The 21,029-nt window shown below is 43.7% G+C and carries 21 protein-coding genes and 2 pseudogenes; 16 read left to right on the forward strand and 7 right to left on the reverse strand.

From position 1 onward, the window contains the following. The first annotated feature begins 76 nt into the window (after positions 1 to 76). From RCG22_RS16210 to RCG22_RS16230, 5 genes and pseudogenes are all read left to right on the forward strand, one after another. Positions 77 to 1,309 (forward strand): molybdopterin molybdotransferase MoeA, encoded by a 1,233-nt coding sequence (locus RCG22_RS16210; protein WP_308103768.1) that lies wholly within the window; start codon positions 77 to 79, stop codon positions 1,307 to 1,309. A 13-nt stretch (positions 1,310 to 1,322) separates the two neighbouring features. Continuing rightward, positions 1,323 to 3,257: a molybdopterin biosynthesis protein gene (locus RCG22_RS16215; protein ID WP_308103769.1), complete on the forward strand. Its 1,935-nt coding sequence runs from the start codon at positions 1,323 to 1,325 to the stop codon at positions 3,255 to 3,257. A 5-nt stretch (positions 3,258 to 3,262) separates the two neighbouring features. Beyond that, entirely contained in the window at positions 3,263 to 3,727 is a 465-nt protein-coding gene (locus RCG22_RS16220; RefSeq protein WP_308103771.1) for a molybdenum cofactor biosynthesis protein MoaE, read from the forward strand. Next, positions 3,720 to 3,952: pseudogene (moaD, locus tag RCG22_RS16225) on the forward strand (molybdopterin converting factor subunit 1). The gene RCG22_RS16220 and the pseudogene moaD overlap by 8 nt, the downstream one beginning before the upstream one ends. 4 nt (positions 3,953 to 3,956) lie before the next feature. Then, complete coding sequence (locus RCG22_RS16230) at positions 3,957 to 4,976, forward strand: thiazole biosynthesis adenylyltransferase ThiF (RefSeq protein ID WP_308103773.1); 1,020 nt, start codon at positions 3,957 to 3,959, stop codon at positions 4,974 to 4,976. An 83-nt stretch (positions 4,977 to 5,059) separates the two neighbouring features. Here the strand turns inward: RCG22_RS16230 and modB are convergent, their stop codons facing one another. Further along, positions 5,060 to 5,722, reverse strand: a complete 663-nt coding sequence (modB, locus tag RCG22_RS16235; RefSeq protein WP_308103774.1) for a molybdate ABC transporter permease subunit — start codon at positions 5,720 to 5,722, stop codon at positions 5,060 to 5,062. A 9-nt stretch (positions 5,723 to 5,731) separates the two neighbouring features. After that, complete coding sequence (modA, locus tag RCG22_RS16240; RefSeq protein ID WP_308103775.1) at positions 5,732 to 6,538, reverse strand: molybdate ABC transporter substrate-binding protein; 807 nt, start codon at positions 6,536 to 6,538, stop codon at positions 5,732 to 5,734. Between the two features lie 136 nt (positions 6,539 to 6,674). Between modA and RCG22_RS16245 the strand changes: the two genes are divergently transcribed. The 3 genes from RCG22_RS16245 to RCG22_RS16255 all read left to right on the forward strand — a co-directional run bounded on the left by RCG22_RS16245 (position 6,675) and on the right by RCG22_RS16255 (position 8,579). Then, on the forward strand, positions 6,675 to 7,610 hold the full coding sequence (locus tag RCG22_RS16245; protein WP_308103776.1) for a helix-turn-helix transcriptional regulator: 936 nt from the start codon (positions 6,675 to 6,677) through the stop codon (positions 7,608 to 7,610). Positions 7,611 to 7,771: 161 nt separating this feature from the next. Then, entirely contained in the window at positions 7,772 to 8,080 is a 309-nt protein-coding gene (locus tag RCG22_RS16250; RefSeq protein WP_308103777.1) for a YwdI family protein, read from the forward strand. 124 nt (positions 8,081 to 8,204) lie between these two features. Continuing rightward, a complete protein-coding gene (locus tag RCG22_RS16255; RefSeq protein ID WP_308103778.1) occupies positions 8,205 to 8,579 on the forward strand; it encodes a DUF423 domain-containing protein in 375 nt (124 codons plus the stop codon). Between the two features lie 94 nt (positions 8,580 to 8,673). On the opposite strand, the gene gerQ is transcribed toward RCG22_RS16255, so the two are convergent. Continuing rightward, positions 8,674 to 9,153 carry a spore coat protein GerQ gene (gerQ, locus tag RCG22_RS16260; RefSeq protein ID WP_308103779.1) on the reverse strand — a complete coding sequence of 160 codons (480 nt, stop codon included), beginning with the start codon at positions 9,151 to 9,153 and terminating at the stop codon, positions 8,674 to 8,676. A gap of 235 nt (positions 9,154 to 9,388) precedes the next feature. Further along, positions 9,389 to 10,132: a hydrogen peroxide-dependent heme synthase gene (hemQ, locus tag RCG22_RS16265; RefSeq protein ID WP_308103780.1), complete on the reverse strand. Its 744-nt coding sequence runs from the start codon at positions 10,130 to 10,132 to the stop codon at positions 9,389 to 9,391. A gap of 247 nt (positions 10,133 to 10,379) precedes the next feature. On the opposite strand from hemQ, the pseudogene pta reads away from it, so the two are divergent. Both pta and lipL read left to right on the forward strand, forming a co-directional pair. Further along, positions 10,380 to 11,352: pseudogene (pta, locus tag RCG22_RS16270) on the forward strand (phosphate acetyltransferase). A gap of 304 nt (positions 11,353 to 11,656) precedes the next feature. Next, positions 11,657 to 12,487, forward strand: a complete 831-nt coding sequence (lipL, locus tag RCG22_RS16275; RefSeq protein WP_308103782.1) for an octanoyl-[GcvH]:protein N-octanoyltransferase — start codon at positions 11,657 to 11,659, stop codon at positions 12,485 to 12,487. 81 nt (positions 12,488 to 12,568) lie between these two features. On the opposite strand, the gene RCG22_RS16280 is transcribed toward lipL, so the two are convergent. Continuing rightward, complete coding sequence (locus tag RCG22_RS16280; protein WP_308103783.1) at positions 12,569 to 13,375, reverse strand: RsfA family transcriptional regulator; 807 nt, start codon at positions 13,373 to 13,375, stop codon at positions 12,569 to 12,571. A 273-nt stretch (positions 13,376 to 13,648) separates the two neighbouring features. On the opposite strand from RCG22_RS16280, the gene RCG22_RS16285 reads away from it, so the two are divergent. The 3 genes from RCG22_RS16285 (at position 13,649) to RCG22_RS16295 (ending at position 15,900) form a co-directional block, all read left to right on the forward strand. Next, entirely contained in the window at positions 13,649 to 13,870 is a 222-nt protein-coding gene (locus tag RCG22_RS16285) for a YuzB family protein (protein WP_066248771.1), read from the forward strand. A 160-nt stretch (positions 13,871 to 14,030) separates the two neighbouring features. Continuing rightward, positions 14,031 to 15,329 (forward strand): HD domain-containing protein, encoded by a 1,299-nt coding sequence (locus RCG22_RS16290; protein WP_308103784.1) that lies wholly within the window; start codon positions 14,031 to 14,033, stop codon positions 15,327 to 15,329. Between the two features lie 67 nt (positions 15,330 to 15,396). Next, positions 15,397 to 15,900 (forward strand): YwgA family protein, encoded by a 504-nt coding sequence (locus RCG22_RS16295; RefSeq protein ID WP_308103785.1) that lies wholly within the window; start codon positions 15,397 to 15,399, stop codon positions 15,898 to 15,900. A gap of 127 nt (positions 15,901 to 16,027) precedes the next feature. On the opposite strand, the gene thmT is transcribed toward RCG22_RS16295, so the two are convergent. Continuing rightward, positions 16,028 to 16,213, reverse strand: coding sequence for a 2-hydroxymuconate tautomerase (gene thmT, locus RCG22_RS16300; RefSeq protein ID WP_098260211.1), 186 nt, complete (start codon positions 16,211 to 16,213; stop codon positions 16,028 to 16,030). A 231-nt stretch (positions 16,214 to 16,444) separates the two neighbouring features. On the opposite strand from thmT, the gene RCG22_RS16305 reads away from it, so the two are divergent. Together RCG22_RS16305 and RCG22_RS16310 are read left to right on the forward strand one after the other, a co-directional pair. After that, positions 16,445 to 17,065: a site-2 protease family protein gene (locus tag RCG22_RS16305; RefSeq protein WP_308107182.1), complete on the forward strand. Its 621-nt coding sequence runs from the start codon at positions 16,445 to 16,447 to the stop codon at positions 17,063 to 17,065. A 15-nt stretch (positions 17,066 to 17,080) separates the two neighbouring features. Continuing rightward, positions 17,081 to 17,590, forward strand: a complete 510-nt coding sequence (locus RCG22_RS16310) for a YwhD family protein (protein ID WP_308103786.1) — start codon at positions 17,081 to 17,083, stop codon at positions 17,588 to 17,590. Between the two features lie 106 nt (positions 17,591 to 17,696). Here the strand turns inward: RCG22_RS16310 and RCG22_RS16315 are convergent, their stop codons facing one another. Continuing rightward, positions 17,697 to 19,766 (reverse strand): transglycosylase domain-containing protein, encoded by a 2,070-nt coding sequence (locus RCG22_RS16315; protein WP_308103787.1) that lies wholly within the window; start codon positions 19,764 to 19,766, stop codon positions 17,697 to 17,699. A 374-nt stretch (positions 19,767 to 20,140) separates the two neighbouring features. Between RCG22_RS16315 and speE the strand changes: the two genes are divergently transcribed. After that, positions 20,141 to 20,968: a spermidine synthase gene (gene speE, locus RCG22_RS16320; RefSeq protein WP_308103788.1), complete on the forward strand. Its 828-nt coding sequence runs from the start codon at positions 20,141 to 20,143 to the stop codon at positions 20,966 to 20,968. The last annotated feature ends 61 nt before the right edge of the window (positions 20,969 to 21,029 follow it).

Below are 21,029 nucleotides of genomic sequence, written 5' to 3' on the forward strand. Positions count from 1 at the left end.
GATTTGTTCAACTAACAATAAGTGGAAAATCACCACTTATTGAAGTTTCACTATCAAAAGGGGGAAGTAGGGAACCATGCAATTTTTCAAAGTGAAAACAGTTGAAGAAACATTTGCCTTAATTGAGGAAAATATTCCAGCCATCAAGCAAACCGAAGTGCGCGTGCTCGAAGAAGCGCTTCATTATATCTTAGCTGAACCAGTGATTGCAAAGGAAAATGTGCCGAGTTTTGATCGTTCAACTGTCGATGGTTATGCTGTTCGTGCCAAGGATACGTATGGTTCTTCTGAATCGATGCCTGGCTTCCTGACGGTAACGGGGGAAGTGAAAATGGGGGAAGTTCCCACGGCAAAAGCAGGCCCAGGTCATGCGGTCTATGTGCCAACTGGCGGGATGCTTCCATTTGGTAGTGACAGCGTTATCATGATTGAACATTGTGAAGAAGTCGATACGCTATTAAATACGTACAAGCAGATTGCTCCAGGAGAAAACGTCATCCGTGCTGGGGAAGATATTAAAGAAGGCGAAACGCTGCTTACTGCTGGCACAAAACTTCGACCACAGGAGTTAGGGGCACTCGCTTCTTTAGGAGTGGCAACTGTAACGGTATTCCGTAAATTAAAAGTCGGTTATCTTTCATCCGGTGATGAAATCGTCCCATATCAAACGGAAACCTTAGCAGAAGGGCAAATTCGTGACATCAACTTTTTAACCATTTCAGGATTAGCGAGCGAATGGAATGTGGATGTACTCTATGGCGGAATTGTCCGTGATGATTTTGAAGAGTTTAAACAAAAGGCCCGTGAACTCTATCAACAGGTAGATTGTTTAATCCTTTCCGGCGGAAGCTCGGTCGGCGCAAAGGATTATACCACGGATGTCATCCAGTCGTTAGGTGACCCTGGCGTTTTTGTCCATGGTATTTCGATTAAGCCCGGAAAACCTACGATTCTAGCAATGGCGGATGGGAAACCAGTGATTGGACTGCCAGGTCATCCAGCCAGTGCAATGATTATCTTTAAGCTGTTTGGCGAGCAAATTTTACGCAAGCTAAAAGGCGAGCGGATCGAACGGAAACTGGAGCGGGTGTTTGCAAGAATTACGAAAAATATTCCTTCCTCACCCGGACGTTCTGATTATATCCGTGTCCGCTTGTTCGAAAAGGCGGGAGAATGGTGGGCGGAACCGATTATTGGCAAATCCGGCTTGATCACAACCTTAGTCAAGAGCGATGGAATTGTCGAAATTAGTTCAGAAAAAGAGGGAATTGCACAGGGAGATTACGTACCTGTGATTTCATCACGATAAAGGGGACCTAGCAATGGATTATAAAAACTTTAAGCGAAAAATTTATTTAGAAGATAAACCCCGAGCGCAAGCTAGAGAAGAAATTCTCGCGGCTCATTCGCTGACCCCTGAAAAGGAAGAAATCGCAACAAGTACCTCCTTGGGCCGTGTGACAGCCGAACCTATCTTTGCACGGGTGTCAATGCCGCATTACCACGCAAGCGCGATGGATGGAATTGCCGTCGTTGCTGAAAGCACCTATCAAGCCCATGAGCAAAATCCACTTCGTTTGAAAAGAGGCGAAGAATTTAGTTATGTCGATACGGGGAATGCAATTCCTTCTCCATTTAACGCCGTCATTATGATTGAGCATGTCGATGTTATGGATGAGGAAACGATTGAAATTATCGAACCCGCAACCCCTTGGCAGCATATTCGTCCCATCGGCGAAGACGTTGTTCAAGAGGAAATGCTGTTTCCGCAAGGACATATCTTACGGCCGGCTGATCTCGGTGTACTTTTAGCCGGGCAGCAAACGGTCATTCCTGTTGCCAAAAAGCCCGTAGTGACGATTATTCCAACCGGCAACGAGCTTGTGGATGCAGATGCGGCTGAACTTGCACCAGGAAAAATTATTGAATTTAATGGTTCCGTCTTTGCAGGCTTTATTCAGGATTGGGGCGGCGAACCAGTGCTTCATCCAATCGTAAAGGACGATCCTGAAAAAATTAAAGAAGTCCTTTTAGAAGCAGCTGAGACGTCCGATATCATTGTAATTAATGCAGGATCATCTGCAGGGTCGAAAGACTACACGGTCCACATTATCGGTGAAATCGGCGAGGTCTTTACCCATGGGGTCGCCGCACGGCCTGGAAAACCAGTTATTTTAGGAAAAATAAATGGGAAAATTGTGGTCGGAGTTCCAGGTTATCCGGTCTCGGCTTATTTGGCACTCGAATGGTTTGTCAGACCGCTAATTTGCAAGTACCTGCAAATCCCCGAACCCAAAAGGCAGACGGTAACTGTTAAGCTCGGGCGCCGGATTGTCTCGTCCATGGGAGCTGAGGACTTTGTGCGGATGAACATCGGCTATGTGAATGGACAGTTCGTCGCGAACCCGCTGACAAGAGCGGCAGGCGTGACGATGTCGTATGTCAGGGCAGACGGGATGCTAATCGTACCAACCAACATTATTGGCTATGAACAAGGCGATCTCGCCGAGGTTGAATTGCTGCGCCCGCTTGAAGAAATTAAAAACGCGATTGTGTTTTGCGGGAGCCACGATTTGACGATTGACCTGTTGTCGTCCCGATTAAAGCGGGTGCGGACAGATATGAAAATTGTTTCTTCCCATGTCGGCAGTATGGCCGGTATCATGGCGATTCGCAAAGGAGAGGCCCATGTAGCCGGGATTCATTTGCTTGACCCAGGTACAAAGGAATACAATCTTTCTTATGTAAGTAAATTTTTAGCCGGCCAAGACGTCGTTCTTTATCCATTTTTAAAAAGAAAGCAAGGCTGGATTCTGCCAAACGGCAATCCGCTTGGCATTGAAACAGCAGCTGATTTAGCACGAGTCCACGCCAATTACGTCAACCGTCAAAAAGGAGCAGGAACCCGAATCCTGTTTGATCTTTTATTGGAAGAAGGGTGCCTGACACCAGACGATATTACCGGTTATGACCGGGAAATGTTTTCGCATTTAGCGGTAGCTGCGGAAGTGAACGGGGATGCGCGTGGTGCAGGACTGGGGATTTATCCTGCTGCGAAAGCGATGGATTTAGACTTTGTCCCTGTGGCGGATGAGGAATATGATTTGCTAATGACAAGAAGCTTTTATGAAAGTGAAAGCGGCAGAATGCTGATTGCCATGATCCAATCGGCTGATTTCATCGCACAGGTTGAAAAGATTGGCGGTTATCAAGTGATCGAAAATGCAGAGCCAAAGTGCTTGCTTAAAGAGGTGTAGTCAAAATGATGTATCAGATCTCAAAGGAACCTATCGATATTCAAGCAGTCATTGATAAGGTCGTCCAGCGTGAAGCGGGTGCAATTACAACATTTATTGGAACCGTCCGTGAATTAACGAAGGGAAAGAAAACATTATTCTTAATCTATGAGGCATATGAAGCAATGGCTGTGAAAAAGCTAGAGCAGATTGGCCGGGAAATTGAGCAGCGCTGGGAAGGCGCTTGCGTCGCTATCACCCACCGGGTTGGCCGCTTAGACATTACCGATGTAGCGGTTGTTATTGCCGTTTCAACGCCGCATCGTGCCGATGCCTATGATGCCAACCGCTATGCGATTGAACGGATTAAGGAAATCGTTCCCATCTGGAAGAAAGAACATTGGGAAGAGGGCGAAGCGTGGATGGGTAATCAGCTTGAAACGGTCGCCTATCCGAGCGGAAAGCCTGAGGAGAGTGACTTAAATGAATAAGATCCTATTTTTTGCTCATTTACGTGATGCAGTTGGAGCAGAGTTTCTTTCCGTCGAGGCCGGGGGAAAACAGTGGCTGAGTTAAAGGCAGAGTTATCTGCTAAATATAACCTGCCGAAAATGGACACGGTGATGACGGCGGTTAATGAAGAGTTTGCTGCGAACGATGAAGTCATTCGTGATGGGGATGAAATTGCTTTTATTCCGCCGGTAAGCGGAGGATGATCGCATGAACGAAAGGTATTCACGGCAGGTCCTTTTCCCGGGGATTGGCAAAGAGGGACAAGTGAAAATCAGCAGCAAGCATGTGCTGATTATCGGTGCGGGAGCCTTAGGGTCAGGAAGTGCTGAGGTATTGACCCGGGCCGGCGTTGGCAAGCTTACGATCATTGACCGCGATTATGTCGAGGCCAGCAACCTGCAGCGCCAGCAGCTCTACACCGAAGAAGATGTAGCCGAGAAGCTTCCAAAGGCTGCCGCGGCGGAAAAACGTTTGCTCGCCATCAATTCCGATGTTGAAGTGGTTTCGATCATCGGTGATGCTACACCTCAGTTATTGGAAGAGCTGGTAGTGGGCGTTGATGTGATGATCGATGCAACCGATAATTTTGAAACGCGGATGGCGATGAATGATGTCTCACAAAAATACAATGTTCCATGGATCTATGGGGCCTGTGTTGGCAGCTTTGGGATGACGTTTTCGATGATTCCGGGGAAGACTCCTTGTTTAAATTGTCTACTGCGTTCCATTCCGCTTCAGGGGATGACCTGTGATACGGGTGGAATTATTTCCCCGGCAGTACAGATGGTCATTGCCCATCAGACGGCGGAAGCATTGAAGATGTTAGTCGAGGATTGGGACTCAGTGCGGACCTCCTTTGTCAGCTTTGATTTATGGAGAAATCAGTACACAAGCTTGAAGATGTCGAAGGCCAAGTTTGCCGGCTGTTTGTCATGCGGTGAGGATCGGACCTATCCCTACCTTGATCATGAAAATATGACAAAGACGACAGTGCTGTGCGGCCGTGATACGGTCCAAATCCGCCCTTCGTCTGTTGGTGAGATTTCATTGGAACGCCTCGCCGGTCAGCTTAGTTCGCTTGGTTATGTGGTCAAGGGCAATCCCTATTTGGTGTCGGTCGAGATGGGTGAGGAACGGATGGTTATCTTTCAAGATGGACGCGCCCTTATTCACGGGACCAAGGATTTAACCCATGCAAAGTCCATTTATCAGCGGATCTTAGGATGAGTACCATGCGCTAGACGCTGTATTTGGAAAAAAAGAAGTAACCCGTACCTATTTTGGGGTACGGGTTTATTTGTGAGTAATGATTAGCTATTAGATTTTGAGAGATGTACGCAGACTAACATAATAAATGAAATGCCAATTATAGTCAGTACCCATAACCAAGCCAAATGCATATTACCAGAGTCAATGGCAATATAGATAGCTGTGGGGATGGTTTGTGTTTTCCCAGGGATGTTTCCCGCAAACATAAGCGTGGCCCCAAATTCACCTAACGCTCGTGCAAAACTTAAAATTCCACCAGAAATAATTGATTTTAGTGAAAGTGGAATGGTCACAAAAAGAAATAGCTTGAATTCATTCGCCCCATCTACACGGGCTGCCCCCTCAATATCTTCAGGAATCGCCTCAAACCCGGTCTTGGCGGATTGATACATAAGCGGGAACGCCACAATCGTGGATGCAATGACGGCAGCCCACCAGGTAAACATAACGGGCTGTTCAAACAGCCATTCTATCAATTGTCCGATTGGGCTTTGCCTGCCAAATAGAACGATTAACAAAAAACCCACAACAGTAGGGGGTAATACTAATGGCAAAAGGAATAGGGTTTCAATGAAAACTTTCCCTGTGAATTTCGCATTCGCCATAACCTTTCCTAAAATTAACCCCAAAATCAATACAATGATACCTGAAGTGAAAGCAATCTCTATCGATAGTTTGACTGGAGCCCAAAAGTTGTCTGCCATTGTACTATATTACAGTCCTTTAAATCCATATTTTTTGAAAACTTCCATCGCTTCATTACTGTTTAGATATTCATAGAATAACATGGCTTCATTTGGATGGCTACTAGCCTTGATGATTCCAACAGGATACACGATGGGAGTATGAGTTTTTTTATCAGCCGTTGCCGCGATTTCTACTTTCGTTGAGGTTAATGCATCTGTTTTATAAACTATTCCCGCATCAACATTTCCTGTTTCCACATAGGTAAGCACTTGGCGTACATCCTTGGCATAGACGATTTTCCCTTTAACTGAGTTCCAAATCGTTAAGTTTCCTAGTACCTCTTTCGCATATTCACCTGCTGGGACAGATTCAGGAGTCCCAATCGAAATCTTATCGGCTTTCGTAAGATCTTCAAACGTTTTAATTCCTTTTGTGGAGTCCTTTGGAACGACAAGGACAAGCTCATTACCAACCAAATCGACCCCATTTTTCTTTTCAATAAGACCATCTGTCACTAATTGATCGAATTTATCCTCTGCTGCAGAGAAGAAAAGGTCGACAGGTGCTCCTTGTGAAATTTGCTGTTGCAACGCTCCAGAAGCGCCAAAGTTATAGTTAATTTTCAGATGACCATGTTCTTTATTAAAATTTGATGTAATTTCAGTCAAGGCGTCTTGCAAACTTGCTGCCGCTGAAATCGTCAATTCGACATTCTTTTCAGGGACCGCTTGTTTTTCCACTGAGTGCTTTTTACTTTGTTCATTAGCTGAACACCCTGTAAAGACAAGTAAAAACAATAACATTGATAAAAATAATCGATAATCTTTTTTCAAGCTTTATCTCACCTCTTATAACTAGTTATAATTAATTATAACTAATTATGATATGAAAAAAATCACAGAATACAATTTTATCAGGAAAATGCTTATTAAAAAATAATAAGATACAATAGAAGGAGGAGGGATGGACATGTCTAAGGAGATTTCCTATACAATTGAAGAAGTATCGCAGCTTTTAAAGGTTTCGAAACTAACCATATATGATTTGATAAAAAAAGGGGAAATTCCTGTATTCCGTGTGGGAAGACAGATGCGAATGGATGCAAAGGATTTGGATCATTACATATCGAATAATAAGTCAAGTCAGAGCACGACTCCTCCTGCCCAAGAATGGCATCAACAAAGAATGGAACCAAGGGCATCCAAAAATATTGTCATTAGTGGACAAGACATTATTCTAGATATCCTAGGTAAACACATTGAGAAATCTTCCACCTATAAAGCCTTACGTTCCTATTCAGGAAGTTTAAACAGCCTCATTTCTTTATACAATGGTGAATGTGAAATAGTTAGCTTACATATGTTTGATGGAGATACAGAAGAATACAATCTACCTTATGTAAAAAAGATTTTGGTCAGCTATCCTTATATTTTAATCAATCTTGTATCAAGAAAAGCCGGTTTTTATGTTCAAAAGGGAAACCCGCTCCACATCACGTCGTGGGCTGATATAAATCAAGAGGATGTAAAAATTATCAATCGAGAGAAAGGGTCGGGTGCAAGGATCCTTCTCGATGAACAGCTCAGAATACACAATATTTCTTCTAAGAATATAAATGGGTATGAGCACGAAGAGACGAATCACTTAAGTGTTGCTTCAGCCGTCTCTACTGGGATCGCAGATGTAGGAGTGGGGATTGAAAAGGCTGCTAAGATCGTTGGAATAGACTTTGTACCGTTAATATCGGAACGTTACGATCTGGTTATTTTAAAAACACCTGAAAATGAAAAGCTGATCCAAATTGTAAAGGAAACTTTATCTTCTCAGCTGTTTCAATCAGAAATAAACTCACTGGGTGATTATGAAATTTCTCAAACAGGATCCATTATTTATGAGACTTTTTAAAAAGGAAATTCGCCGGTTATAGATAGGACAAAATCTGACTTGTTTCACGTGGAACAAGGCAGATTTTGTCGAGAGTCCTAACGAATGGTTTGATTTTTCGTAAAAAGAGTTGTACTCGTGTATGATGAGATAATAGTCGAAAATAGAGAGGTAATTTCAAAATGAATATATCCGTCCAAAAACTATTAACGAAAATAGAGGCAGAATTGATGCTGGCGAAAAGCAGCACCAAGGAAGAAAGCTTGCGAGAAAAAGTCTATTCTATTAAAATATTATGCGAGTTGCTGCTAGACGAAAAACCATCACCGGCAAGCGAGGTGACACCTTCCGTTCAACCAGCCATCTCCTTTCAGGCGTACCAACAGCCTGTGATGAGCCAGCCAATCATTCAACAAACACCAACATTACAACAGCCGAAAAAACTAGACATGGAAAACGAAGCCAACGGGGATTCATTGTTTGATTTTTAACAAAAGGCTAAAATAAGGCACTTTGCCGATTCACCAATCTCTTGATTGGAGTCGAAAACGAAGCGCCTGGGGTGGAAATCAACAGACTAGTTAAACAGAGCTAAAAAATAGGGGGGATTTTTAGATGAAAGCTTTTATCATAATCGGCGCGATCAACGCCTTCATAGCGGTTGCTCTTGGGGCCTTTGGTGCCCATGGATTAAAGGATAAATTGGATGCCTATTATTTGGATATTTGGAAAACGGGTGTCACCTATCAAATGTTCCACGCAATCGGTATCATGATTATAGGTCTCCTTATCGAGAAAGTAGCAGCTGCCAGCCCGCAATTTACCTGGGCAGGATGGCTGATGCTAGCCGGTATCATCTTCTTTAGCGGCAGTTTATATGTATTAAGCTTAACAAAGATTGGGATCTTAGGGGCGATCACACCAATTGGCGGTGTCTGCTTCTTAGCAGCCTGGATCCTAATTGTTGTTGGCGCAGTTAAACATTTGTAATTACTTTATGGCATTGGGAACGGTTCCCGGTGTCTTTTTTTATCAAAAAACAAAAACACCAATTGGCGCACAATTGGTGTTTGCTTGATATGATTTATCTTGGCGGGTAAGTAGATAACGGTGGAGCACTGCCATATGGATATTCATACTCAATTTCTTCCGAAAATTGGACGTAATCGACCGCGACCATTGGAATCAGGTACCTTGCCCCGGATTGTGGATCGCTCAAGATCACATGATCTCTTCCTGCCGCTTCAATAATCCCTTTAAATTCCTTCGCATTCCATTGATTGTTTCCTTCAAAAGTGGCAAAGACAGTTACCAATTTCCCCTTATTTAACCGTAAGATATTTTCGATGTACGATTGCTCAATTGGCAGCATGCCAGGTGCTTGCGCTGCTGGTGCTGAAGGCGATCCTGATCCTGCCCCGGCCGGTGGGAATTGCGGAAATCCTTGTGCACCAGGTGCCGGATAAAAACTTTGCCCGCCCCCCTGCACCCTTGGATCTCCTTGCTGTTGCCCAGATGCTCCCGGATAAGGCTGAAATCCCTGTGGATTGTAATATTGATTCATCTTTTTCCCTCCTAAAAAATGAATAAAACGAGTGGCCCAACAACCTATTAATACTCCCTGCAACCCAAATATGTTCCAACGGGGAAATATAAACTTTTCTGTATTTGAGAGTTGTGGAGTTCTTTCTTAGACTCGCTGTTTAAATAGTATGAGCACAAGGGACGGAATATGACTAGCTAACCGGGAAGAACAGAAAAAAGTCCCCAGCTGAAAACTGAGAACTTTTTTAAAAAAATTATACATGAAGGAAACTAGCGATCCGTTCTTCCTCTAAGATGTTGCCGACAAAGAAGGAGCCGAATTCTCCGTATCTAGCACTTACCTCATCAAAACGCATTTCATAGACAAGCTTTTTAAACTGAAGGACATCCTCCGCAAACAAGGTGACGCCCCATTCATAATCATCAAAACCAACCGAACCAGTGATGATTTGCTTTACCTTACCAGCATATGTACGGCCAATCATTCCGTGGCTGCGCATCAAACTTTTACGCTCTGCCATCGGTAGCATGTACCAATTATCGTTGCCTTCGCGTTTCTTATCCATTGGATAGAAGCAGACATATTTCGTTTTAGGCAGCGTCGGGTACAGACGGGCTAAAATTTGCGGATTTTGGTAAGGGTCCTCACCTTCAGGCAAGTAGTTACTTAGTTCAACAACCGAAACATAAGAATGGGCAGGCACGGTGAATTCGGCCAATCTTGTTTTATTGAATTCGGTTTCAATTTGGTTCAGTTCATCCATCGTCGGACGAAGAATCATCATCATAAAATCGGCTTTTTGCCCAACAATGGTATATAAAGCATGGCTGCCTTCTTTACGTTCCTGCGTCGCATTCCACTTCTCAACTAGACTTAAAAACTCGTGGATAGCTTCCTCTCGCTCATCACTAGGGAGCATTTTCCAAGTTGTCCAATCAACGGTACGGAAATCATGGAGGCAATACCAGCCATCAAGCGTTACTGCTGCTTCACTCATTATAATCACTCCTAAATAATCATTCTTCCTATTTACATTCATACTATATCATAGTTTGACCCAGTGGCGCGCGAATAAACCTTTCGAAACCCTTTTATGGATATTTTTATTATGAAAAGTAAATCATAAACCTTAGCGTGTAATTTTTTGAAAAAATAAACTTTTAGCCGCAGTGAGTGATATCCTTGAAATTTAAAAACGGTAAAGTATGCTAATAAAGTAGGTTTATTAAGGGAGGATTATTGTCGTGAGTGATTTATTTGAAGGATTGAAGAAAAAAGTTTCTGGACGTGATTTGAAGATTGTTTTTCCAGAAGGATTAGACGAACGGATTGTCAGAGCGGCAGGTCGTTTAGCTACAGAGAAATTAATGACACCGATCTTGATTGGCAACATCGAACAGGTTCAGGCCAAAGCAGCTGAGGTTGGTGTATCGCTCGATGATGCAGAAATTTATGACCCTGCAAGCTATGCAGGCATGGACGAACTTGTAGCAGCGTTTGCTGGACCGCCGCAAGGGGAAAGCAACCGAAGAGGATGCCCGCAAAATCTTGCTTGATGAAAACTATTTCGGCACGATGTTGGTGTATTTAAATAAAGCACACGGCCTTGTCAGCGGTGCGGCCCACTCGACTGCAGATACGGTACGCCCTGCCTTGCAAATCATCAAAACAAAAGAAGGCGTTAAGAAAACGTCTGGTGTGTTCATCATGGTTCGTGAGGATGAAAAGTATGTGTTCGCTGATTGTGCAATTAATATTGCACCAGACAGTAATGATTTAGCCGAAATTGCGATTGAAAGTGCGAAGACAGCTAACATGTTTGATATCGAGCCGCGTATTGCGATGCTTAGTTTTTCAACAAAGGGTTCCGCTAAATCGCCGGAAACAGAACGGGTGGCCGCGGCAGTGGAAGAAGCGAAGCGCCGTGACTCATCGCTTGTATTGGACGGAGAGTTTCAGTTTGATGCGGCATTTGTTCCTTCTGTTGCGAAAAGTAAGGCACCAGATTCACCGCTCCAAGGCGATGCGAATGTGTTCATTTTCCCTAGTCTTGAAGCAGGAAATATCGGTTATAAAATTGCGCAGCGCTTAGGCGGCTTTGAGGCGGTTGGACCGATCCTACAAGGCTTAAACGCACCGGTAAATGATTTATCACGCGGTTGTAACGAAGAAGACGTCTACAAACTGGCTTTAATTACAGCAGCACAGGGGTTATAAGAGTTTGATTTGGGAGGGGCTGGTCCACGGGGGTGGGCTGGCCTTTTTTTGTGAAAGAAGGCTGCATTTACCGGTGAGGGGGAAAAAGAGTATGGACGGTAAATGAGAGAAGGCTGCATTTACCGGTAAGAGGGAAAAAGGAGTATCAGCGGTAAATGAAAGGCGGCTGCACTTACCGAAACCAGGAAAAAGCGGGGCTAACGGTAAATGAATAGCACATTCTATGGCACAAAAAGGTTCACCCTGTTTAATTTCACGCGATTTTGATAAAATAAGTCTATCAATTTAGTTAGGAGCCACCCAAATGGAAGGTTTACTACGCCAGCCGCAGTGGCGAATCATCGATCAATCCGCTGTCGGCATTCATTTTCAAGCATTACAATCGTTTGGAACCGATGATACCCTCTGTGCCTCGGTCGGAACGGGAGAGGCACCAGCCACAGCCAGGACCTGGGTACACCACAAAACATGCGTCCTCGGTATTCAGGATACCAAACTGCCATTTTTACAAGAAGGAATCGAATTCCTGCACGAGCAAGGCTATCAGGCGATTGTCAGAAACTCGGGCGGCCTCGCTGTCATTCTCGATGAAGGGGTCCTCAATATTTCGTTAATTCTTCCCGAGGCGGAAAAAGGGATTGATATTAACCGCGGCTATGATGCCATGTGGCAGCTGATTCAGAATATGTTTGCCGACTTTCCGCATCAGATGGAGGCAAGGGAAATTGTCGGTTCTTATTGCCCGGGAAGCTATGACCTGAGTATTGGCGGGAAAAAATTTGCGGGCATCTCCCAGCGCCGCCTTAAAAAAGGGGTGGCTGTCCAGATTTATCTTTGTGTAAATGGAAGCGGTCGGGAACGGGCTGAACTGGTCAGGCAATTTTATAAACTAGCAAAACAAGAAGCAGAAACAAAATTTGCCTATCCGCAGATTGTCCCGGAAGTCATGGCTTCGCTCGCAGAATTGCTTGGCACGGATTTCACCATCGCCGATGTGATGCTCCGTCTATTAAACCAGTTAAAGGAAAATAGTGAACTTTTATATGCAGGGCCATTGAATGAGTTTGAACTGTCATTATTTCCCGGTTATTATCAACGGGTCATTGATCGTAATGAAAAAATTACCGCCATGTAAAAAAGCCGCAAATCCCACTCGAGTGGATTTACGGCTTTTTTTTCAAAGAGATGTTGCGCTTTTGCTCTTCTCCCAGTATTTTTATTCCGCGACTTTCTCTAAGTTCCCGTTACGGTCCATTTTGAATTTAGTCGCTGGTCTTTCTTCTTCTTCAAATAACACAAGCTTGCGGGCCCGGTTCATGATCTTCATTAAGGTCTCGTAATCTTCTTGAATCGTTTCGGTATTCTGCTCGAGGCCTTCAATTTTAGCGGACATTTCTTCATTTTGACGCCTAACCTCAGCCAATTCCCTTTTTAATCTTTCATTCTCACTTTTTAATGCTTCATTTTGCAGATTGGCATGATGGAAGTTTTGCAAGTAAGTAATGACGGAATCAAGCGAAAGTCCAGTTGGATTGGCCTGTCGGTACGTTTGGACGGGTGCTTGAACAGGTGCCTGTGCTTGAAGTGGTGCCTGTGCTTGAAGTGGTGCCTGAGTTTGCATAGCAGCTGGTGTTACATAGCTTTCCTCGGCCATCTCTGCTGTCATATCCGGCAGATCAAACGTAGCTTCGAGCGGCATTTCAACTTGGACCGGCATCGTATCAAAATCAGGTGCTCCAGTGAGCGGCGGGCTATATAATAGCTTTTTCTTGCCGCCTTGATCTTTTCCTAACACTCTTTGTCTTTGTTTTCGTTGCTTTTTGGCCAATTGTAATGCTTTTTCATAGCGGTGGCGAACGACGGCATTCCATCTGAACCCACAAGCGGCAGAAGTACGATTCAGCTTATCGCCCACTTCTTCAAAAGCATTCAGCTGGGTACTGCCTTCTCTTACGTGCCTTAGGACAGTCTCAGCTAAAAGCAAATCATTCTCATCTGTCCATGCATCTTGACGAACTTTCATATGTTCAACTCCCTTTTATAGTTTTTTTGATGAACCCGCCAATAAATCTTGACGAGTTTTTAAAAGTTCTAGTCTTAGGATGGACAAGTTTTTAAGCCTTTATACCAAAATGGTTGCAAGGATAGTAGATTTTTTTCACGAGTTTAGTAAAGATTGCAACTTGCATTCGAAAACAAGAAATTGTAAAATACCATAGGAGTTAATCGAATGTTTTAAGAAATCCAAGCTGGATAAAATATAGATAGAGAGTGACCAAAGAAAGGGTTGTAACAAATGTCTAATGAATTTCGCGTTTGTGATGATTGTCAGGCCGTGAATCTAAAGACGTTAATCCCTCGGTTGAAAGAACTGGATCCGGATGCTGAAGTGAAAATTGGCTGCCAATCCTATTGCGGGCCTGGCCGGAAAAAGACCTTTGCCTTCGTCAATAACCGCCCCGTTGCGGCACTAACCGAAGAGGAATTAATGGAGAAAGTAAATAAAAAGATAAAATAATCACCTTTGTTGAAGAACACAGGTGATTTTTTTTCCAAACAATGTCGAAAAATCCTGTAGAATATTGCTGAAAAATGGGTGGTTTTTGGGATATAATAGGAAATATATTAGCAAAGGGCATTGGAAGCCAGAAGCAAGTTTACGAGGAAGAGGGAAGTCTATGGCCTATTCGGAGGAAAAACTGAGTGAAGAAAAAGTATTTAAAGACCCTGTCCACCGCTACGTCCACGTCCGTGACCTGGCCATTTGGGATTTAATTGGGACGAAAGAGTTTCAGCGCTTACGGCGCATCAAACAGCTCGGAACGACGTTTTTAACCTTCCACGGCGCAGAGCACAGCCGCTTCAACCATTCACTAGGTGTCTATGAAATTGTCCGCCGCATCATTGATGACGTGTTTGCAGGAAGGCCGGAGTGGAATAATAATGAGCGCCTGCTAACCCTGTGTGCGGCCCTGCTTCACGACCTCGGTCACGGCCCGTTTTCCCATTCCTTTGAAAATGTGTTTGATTTTGATCATGAGGATTTTACCAGGAAGATTATTTTAGGCGATACCGAAGTGAATCAGGTGCTCTTGAAGGTTGGCAAGGATTTCCCTGAAAAGGTTGCCGAAGTAATTGCAAAGACTTCAGAGAAAAAGTTAGTAGTCAGCCTGATTTCCAGTCAAATTGATGCCGACCGGATGGATTACTTGCAGCGGGACGCCTATTTTACGGGCGTCAGCTACGGTCAATTTGATATGGAACGCATCCTCCGGGTGATGCGGCCGCGCGAAGACCAGGTGGTTATTAAAAAGAGCGGGATGCATGCGGTCGAAGATTATATTATGAGCCGCTACCAGATGTATTGGCAGGTCTATTTTCATCCCGTTTCGCGCAGTGCAGAGGTCATTTTGACAAAAATTCTCCACCGCGCCAAGCAGTTGTTTGAAGAAAACTATTCGTTTAAATATGAACCGATCCACTTTACATCGATTTTCAATGAAAAAGTAACTTTAGAAGACTATTTAAAATTAGATGAATCGGTGATTTTATATTATTTTCAAATTTGGCAGGAGGAAGCCGATCCTATTTTAAGGGATCTCTGCCGTCGATTTGTCAATCGCAATCTATTTAAGTTTGCCGAATTTGATCCTGCGAAAGAATACAAAAAACTCGCCGAATTAGGTTCCTTATTCAAAAAGGCAGGAATGGATCCGGAATACTATTTAGTGGTCGATTCCTCATCGGATTTACCGTATGATTTCTATCGTCCCGGGGAGGAAGAGGAACGGCTGCCGATTCATTTGTTGATGCATAATGGGGAACTCCGGGAGCTCTCGAGAGAGTCCGAGATCGTCGATGCGATTTCAGGGAAAAGAAGAACGGACCACAAGCTCTATTACCCGGCCGATTTCCTTCTCGACGACACTGGGGAAAAAGAAGTTAAAAGGCAAATCCGTGCCCTTTTAGAGTTATAGAACGATTAACTAGTGGTGCCTGACACCGAATCATGATCTGTTGAAATGGAGTAGGAGATGACGAACGTTGTTAAATGATCACGCGAAGCTGATGCAGGCGGTTATGGTTTCCGGTGAGATTATCGGACGAAAGAAGCTGCAAAAGATGATATATATTGCAAAAAAGGTGGCCTTCCCTTTTCATGAGCGGTTCCAGTTTCATTTTTACGGCCCCTACTCAGAGGAATTGACGTTACGGGTCGAAGAGCTTTGTAACATGGGCTTTCTCAATGAGGTGAAGGAGAAAAAGGGCGGCTATTTCCAATACCGCTACTCGCTGACAGAGCCTGGGAAAGAGTTTTTAAGTTTGAATGAGATCGAGATGCCGTTTTTGCAGGATTGTCTGGTGGATATGAATGACCAGAATGCTAGATTCTTGGAGTTAGTTTCAACGGTTTTATATTTTGATAATCTTCCAAAAGATGAAGTCATGAACAAGGTGTTTACCTTAAAAGCAAGTCAGCGCTATACCGAAGCGGAAATCGATGAGGCCTATCAATATATCGAAGCGTTAAAAGGGAAAATTCAATAAGATAATTTTAAACACCACCCAGACTACGGTGCAGTAGTCTGGGTGGTGTTTTTTGATAAAAAAGGTGTCAGGCACCTTTGTGAAAATTTCACATGGTGCCTGACACCGGTCGCTTCAGCTTTTCTAATTATTGGTCGCTTTTTCTCACGCCAGCAATTCCAAGGTTGTTTTTGCTCATTTCTTCAATCATTACGTGGATGGCTTCTTTTGGAGCACCTGTTGTTTCGCTGACGGCTTCAGTTACTTTTGTAACTAATGCGCGCTTCTGATCATCAGTACGTCCCTCAAGCATTTTTACGGTAACATATGGCATGTTTTTTTCCTCCTTAATAATACTTCCGCTTTAAATTTAGTTTTCCACAATTCGACGAAAAGTGCAATAACTGATGACACTTTTGATTTTCTTTTTTGAAACCGTTTCATGTATACTAAAAGGAATAAATATAGAAAAAATGGAGTCACGGCTAATCCGAAGCGTGCCATCCGTAGTGCTGGAAGGAGATACGTGTTGGAGAATTTTGCTTTTCTTGCCTATCCGTTAAGTATGATTCCTTATTTGGCGATTACGCTGATGATTGCCTTTACGTTTCACGAATTTGCTCATGCGTTTGTTGCCTATAAATTCGGCGACATGACGGCGAAGAATCAAGGACGCTTGACGCTGAATCCACTCAAGCACCTTGATCCGATTGGAACGATTTTAATTTTTATCGCTGGCTTTGGCTGGGCCCGTCCCGTTCCTGTGAATCGCTTTTTCTTTAAAAAGCCCCGCTTGGCAGGAATTCTTGTTTCCGTTGCAGGTCCGCTCAGCAATCTCATTTTAGCTTGTATTGGTTTTGTTGTCGCGTTCGGATTAAATCGGTTTGGCGCAACCGCACCGGATAGTTTCTATGATTTTCTCGAAATATTTATCCGGCTCAACATTGTTCTGTTTATTTTTAACTTGTTACCTTTTCCACCGCTCGATGGCTACCGGATTATTGAGGATTTAGCTCCGACCCATGTGCGGGCAAAAATGACCCAATATGAACAATACGGGGCATTGATTTTTTTAATATTGGTTTTTACACCGCTTGATAGATTTACCATTACACCAATTTTCGGGGTGGTAATTCCGTGGGTGTGGGATGGGTTAAGTAATTTTTTTCGAATGTTGTTCTTTTAGGGGGTATAAGTTTTAATGGAAGAAAATAAGAAGAAACTTGGTTTTAATATTATAAAAAGTGACCCAACCGATGGTCACAAGGGCTACGGCAAAGGGGCGCTCAGCCTTGATAATGTTTCACCGGTCATCCTTGATGTCAATGCGGGTGAAGCTGAGATTGATGTTGGCGCGATGCATGCCCGCAGCGTCGTCGAAAAAGGGATTAAATTTTTAAAGACGCAAGCTGAGGTTCCTAATGGGAAACCGTATTGGCTCGTTTGGGTAACGATTGACCGCAACGAAGAAGGTCCTTATTACGCTGGGGTTACCGCCTGTTTCATGACGGTTGACCGTGAGATTCGACGCGGCTACAAATCCTTGCCGGAACACGTGAACCGCATGGATAAGTCGCTGAAGCGTCATATTATTGTCGACGAAATGGATGACAATTCGAAAAAGGTGTTAGCCGATTTCCTGCGTAATCATAATGAGGTTTTATGGAACAACTCTACTGATGAGCTAAAAAAGGGTTTATTGTCAAAATAAAAGCTTGTAGTTTTTTTGAAAAATATAGTATCATTAGCAATGTAAAAACGCTATAAAACCAGGACAAGAAGAGCTCCGGAAAATTTTCCGGAGCTCTTCTATTTGGTTAACTCCACGGCATAATCTTCTTATACCACGGTACTTTTTTGTTCGTACCCCTGTGGTCCCCTGGTGCGGATTCATGATTTTTGAGATGCTCCGTGCAATATTCAGTTGGTTCCGTGCCAGCGACGAAATAAGTGAACCGGCGCACCGGGCAATCCTTTGTAGCAAGCTTGCCATTCTCCGGATTGACATAAACCCCTTTGACACCTTCTTTAGGCACTTTAAACGTCTTTACAGGCTTACCTTTTAAGGCTTCTTCCATAAAATTTGCCCAAATATTCTTGGCATACGTTTTTTCAGCAACCAACTCAATAGGTTTTCCCATATCATAGCCGGCCCAAACGGCAGTAACCAGCTGCGGTGAGTACCCAACCATCCAGCTATCCGTCTCCGTGGAGCCCGATTTACCGGCATAAGGCCTTGAAATATCCTTTATTACTGTGCTCCCTGTTACCTTAGCATATCCGTTTAACTTCGGATCAAAAATTCCTGTCAACATTTGCGTCATGACAAAGGCCTTAGCTGGGTCGAGGATCTTTTGCGTTTCATTTTCTTTTTCAAAAATAACGTTGCCATTATAGTCTTCCACTCTCGTAATTAAGGTTGGATTCACCTTTTTTCCACCGTTAGCAAATAGACTATAGGCATTGGCCATTTCAATAACCCGTACACCTGAAGTCCCCAATGCTAGTGACGGAACACGAGCCATTTTTGAAGAGAGGCCGAATTTCTTTGCTGTCTCGATTAGCGTCTCTTCTCCTAAAAATAAATGCGTTTTGACAGCAAAAATATTATCGGAGACAGCGAGCGCCTGGGCAAGGGTGATTTCGCCGTCAGCATACTTATTGTTAAAGTTATGCGGCGTATAATCAGGCTGGCCATCATCAAAATGGAAGGTCGTAAACTCACTGCGCATCGTCGAGGATGGCGTAAATCCCTGCTCAAGGGCCGCATAATAAAGAAGCGGCTTGATGGTGGAGCCTGGCTGCCTTATCGCCTGAACAGCGCGATTAAACGGGCTTTTTTCATAATCCCTGCCACCGACCATGGCTTTGACATACCCGTTTTTAGGATCCATTGCCACGAGTCCGACTTGAATCTCTGATAGATTCGCGACATATTTATGAACTTGACTTTCCGCTGCTTCCTGCTGTTTGCGGTTAAGTGTGGTATAGACCTTCAAACCGCCGAGGGCAATCGTACGGTCATCTAAATGTAATTGATTTTTTAACGCATTTCTGACAGCATCCTGAAAATAAGGGGCGACCTTCACTTTTTGAGTGTTGTGAGCACCGACGATGGTCAGCGGCTTCATCGATGCATCGATGGCTTCTTTTTTCTTAATATAATGATTCGTTACCATGCTTTTCAAAATAATCGTCTGACGCTGCTTTGCATTTTCCATTGAGGCAAGCGGTGAGTAAATCCCCGGCCCCTTTGGAATTCCTGCGAGCATGCTCGCTTCTGCGAGGTTTAAGTCCTTAGCATCTTTCCCAAAATAATATTGGCTCGCCGCCTGTACCCCATAGGCCCCGTTGCCATAATAAATCGTATTTAAATAGCCTTCAAGAATTTCCTTTTTAGAATAATTCATCTCAATGCGGATTGTATAAAAAGCCTCATGGAGCTTCCGTGTCCACGTTTTATCGTGTTCAAGAAATAGATTTCGGGCATATTGCTGGGTGATCGTGCTGGCACCTTGTACTTTTGAAAAGGCTTGAATATCGGCTAAGACCGCGCCAGCAATCCGCTTATAATCAAAGCCATGATGCTCGTAAAAATTTCTATCCTCAATGGAAATGGTAGCCGCAACCACATCCGGAGAAATATCCTTCAACCGGACCCAATACCGTTTTTGTCCGCTATTGCTTTCGCCAATCAACGCCCCATCATCGGCGAAGAATAGGGTCGATTGCGGTACGGCGAGCGGAGGTGCACCGAGAATTTTTGCATAGGCAAGAATACCCAGGAAGAGGATGAGTATGCAAATCATGCCTATCAAACTGAGGATAATTACTGCTCGTAAATATTTAATCGTCTTCCGAAACCCTTGATCCGTCATGATTTCCACTACTATCACCTCACTAGAAAAGCGGAAGCGCCTTGGTCAGCCCCGACAAGCGCTGGAGGTCCTGACGGTGAAGTCGTTCTTTGACTTCATCGACAGGACCGAAGCGACCTCGAGGGGCTAGGCGCTGCAGCTAGACCTCACATTTCCAATTTTTGAAAAAATAGATAGTAATAGTATTGAAAAAATAGAGCCTTTTTAAACATTTAATGTATGATTTATTTAAATTTTGCTAGACTTTTTGGTGTGTTTGTAATTCAATAGTTTGGGTACTATAAAAAGAAAAGCGGAAGCGACCGTTTAGCGAAGTACACTAGTCGCTGGGAGCTGGACAATTCTCTATGTTGAAAATAGGATGAAGTGAAAGGAAGATGTACATGTCCATTTGGTTTACAGAAAAGCAAACGGAAAATTTCGGCATTACTATGAAAGTAAATAAAACCTTACATACAGAACAAACTGAGTTTCAAAAGCTGGATATGATTGAAACCGAAGAGTGGGGCAACATGCTTTTATTGGACGACATGGTCATGACGTCTGTCCGCGATGAGTTTGTTTACCATGAAATGGTCGCACATGTTCCTTTATTTACACACCCAAATCCTGAAAATGTGCTAGTTGTCGGCGGCGGCGATGGCGGTGTGATTCGTGAAGTGCTGAAGCATCCAAGTGTGAAAAAGGCGACGCTTGTTGATATTGATGGTAAGGTCATTGAGTACTCAAAGAAATTCCTTCCGGAGATCGCCGGTATGCTAGATGACCCGCGCGTCGATGTTCAGGTCGATGACGGATTCATGCATATTGCAAACAGCGAAAATGAGTATGATGTGATCATGGTTGACTCGACTGAGCCTGTCGGACCAGCTGTTAACCTTTTTACCAAGGGATTCTATGCGGGAATTTCGAAGGCATTGAAAGAAGACGGCATCTTTGTGGCACAATCGGATAATCCATGGTTCAAAGCGGATTTAATTCGTAACGTTCAACGGGATGTGCGCGAAATCTTCCCGATTACTCGTTTGTATGTAGCGAATATTCCTACGTATCCAAGCGGATTATGGGCATTCACGATCGGTTCTAAGAAATATGATCCATTAGAAGTAAGCAAAGACCGCTTCCACGAAGTTGAAACCAAATACTACACAAAAGAACTGCACAAAGCGGCATTCGTATTGCCGAAATTTGTAGGGGATTTGTTGAAGTAACCAGTCTTAATGACTGAACTAGGGAAAAAAGTACCCGATCGGTCACATAGAAGATAGATTT

This window comes from Neobacillus nitrireducens, assembly GCF_030915405.1.
Taxonomy (GTDB): Bacteria; Bacillota; Bacilli; order Bacillales; family Cytobacillaceae; genus Neobacillus.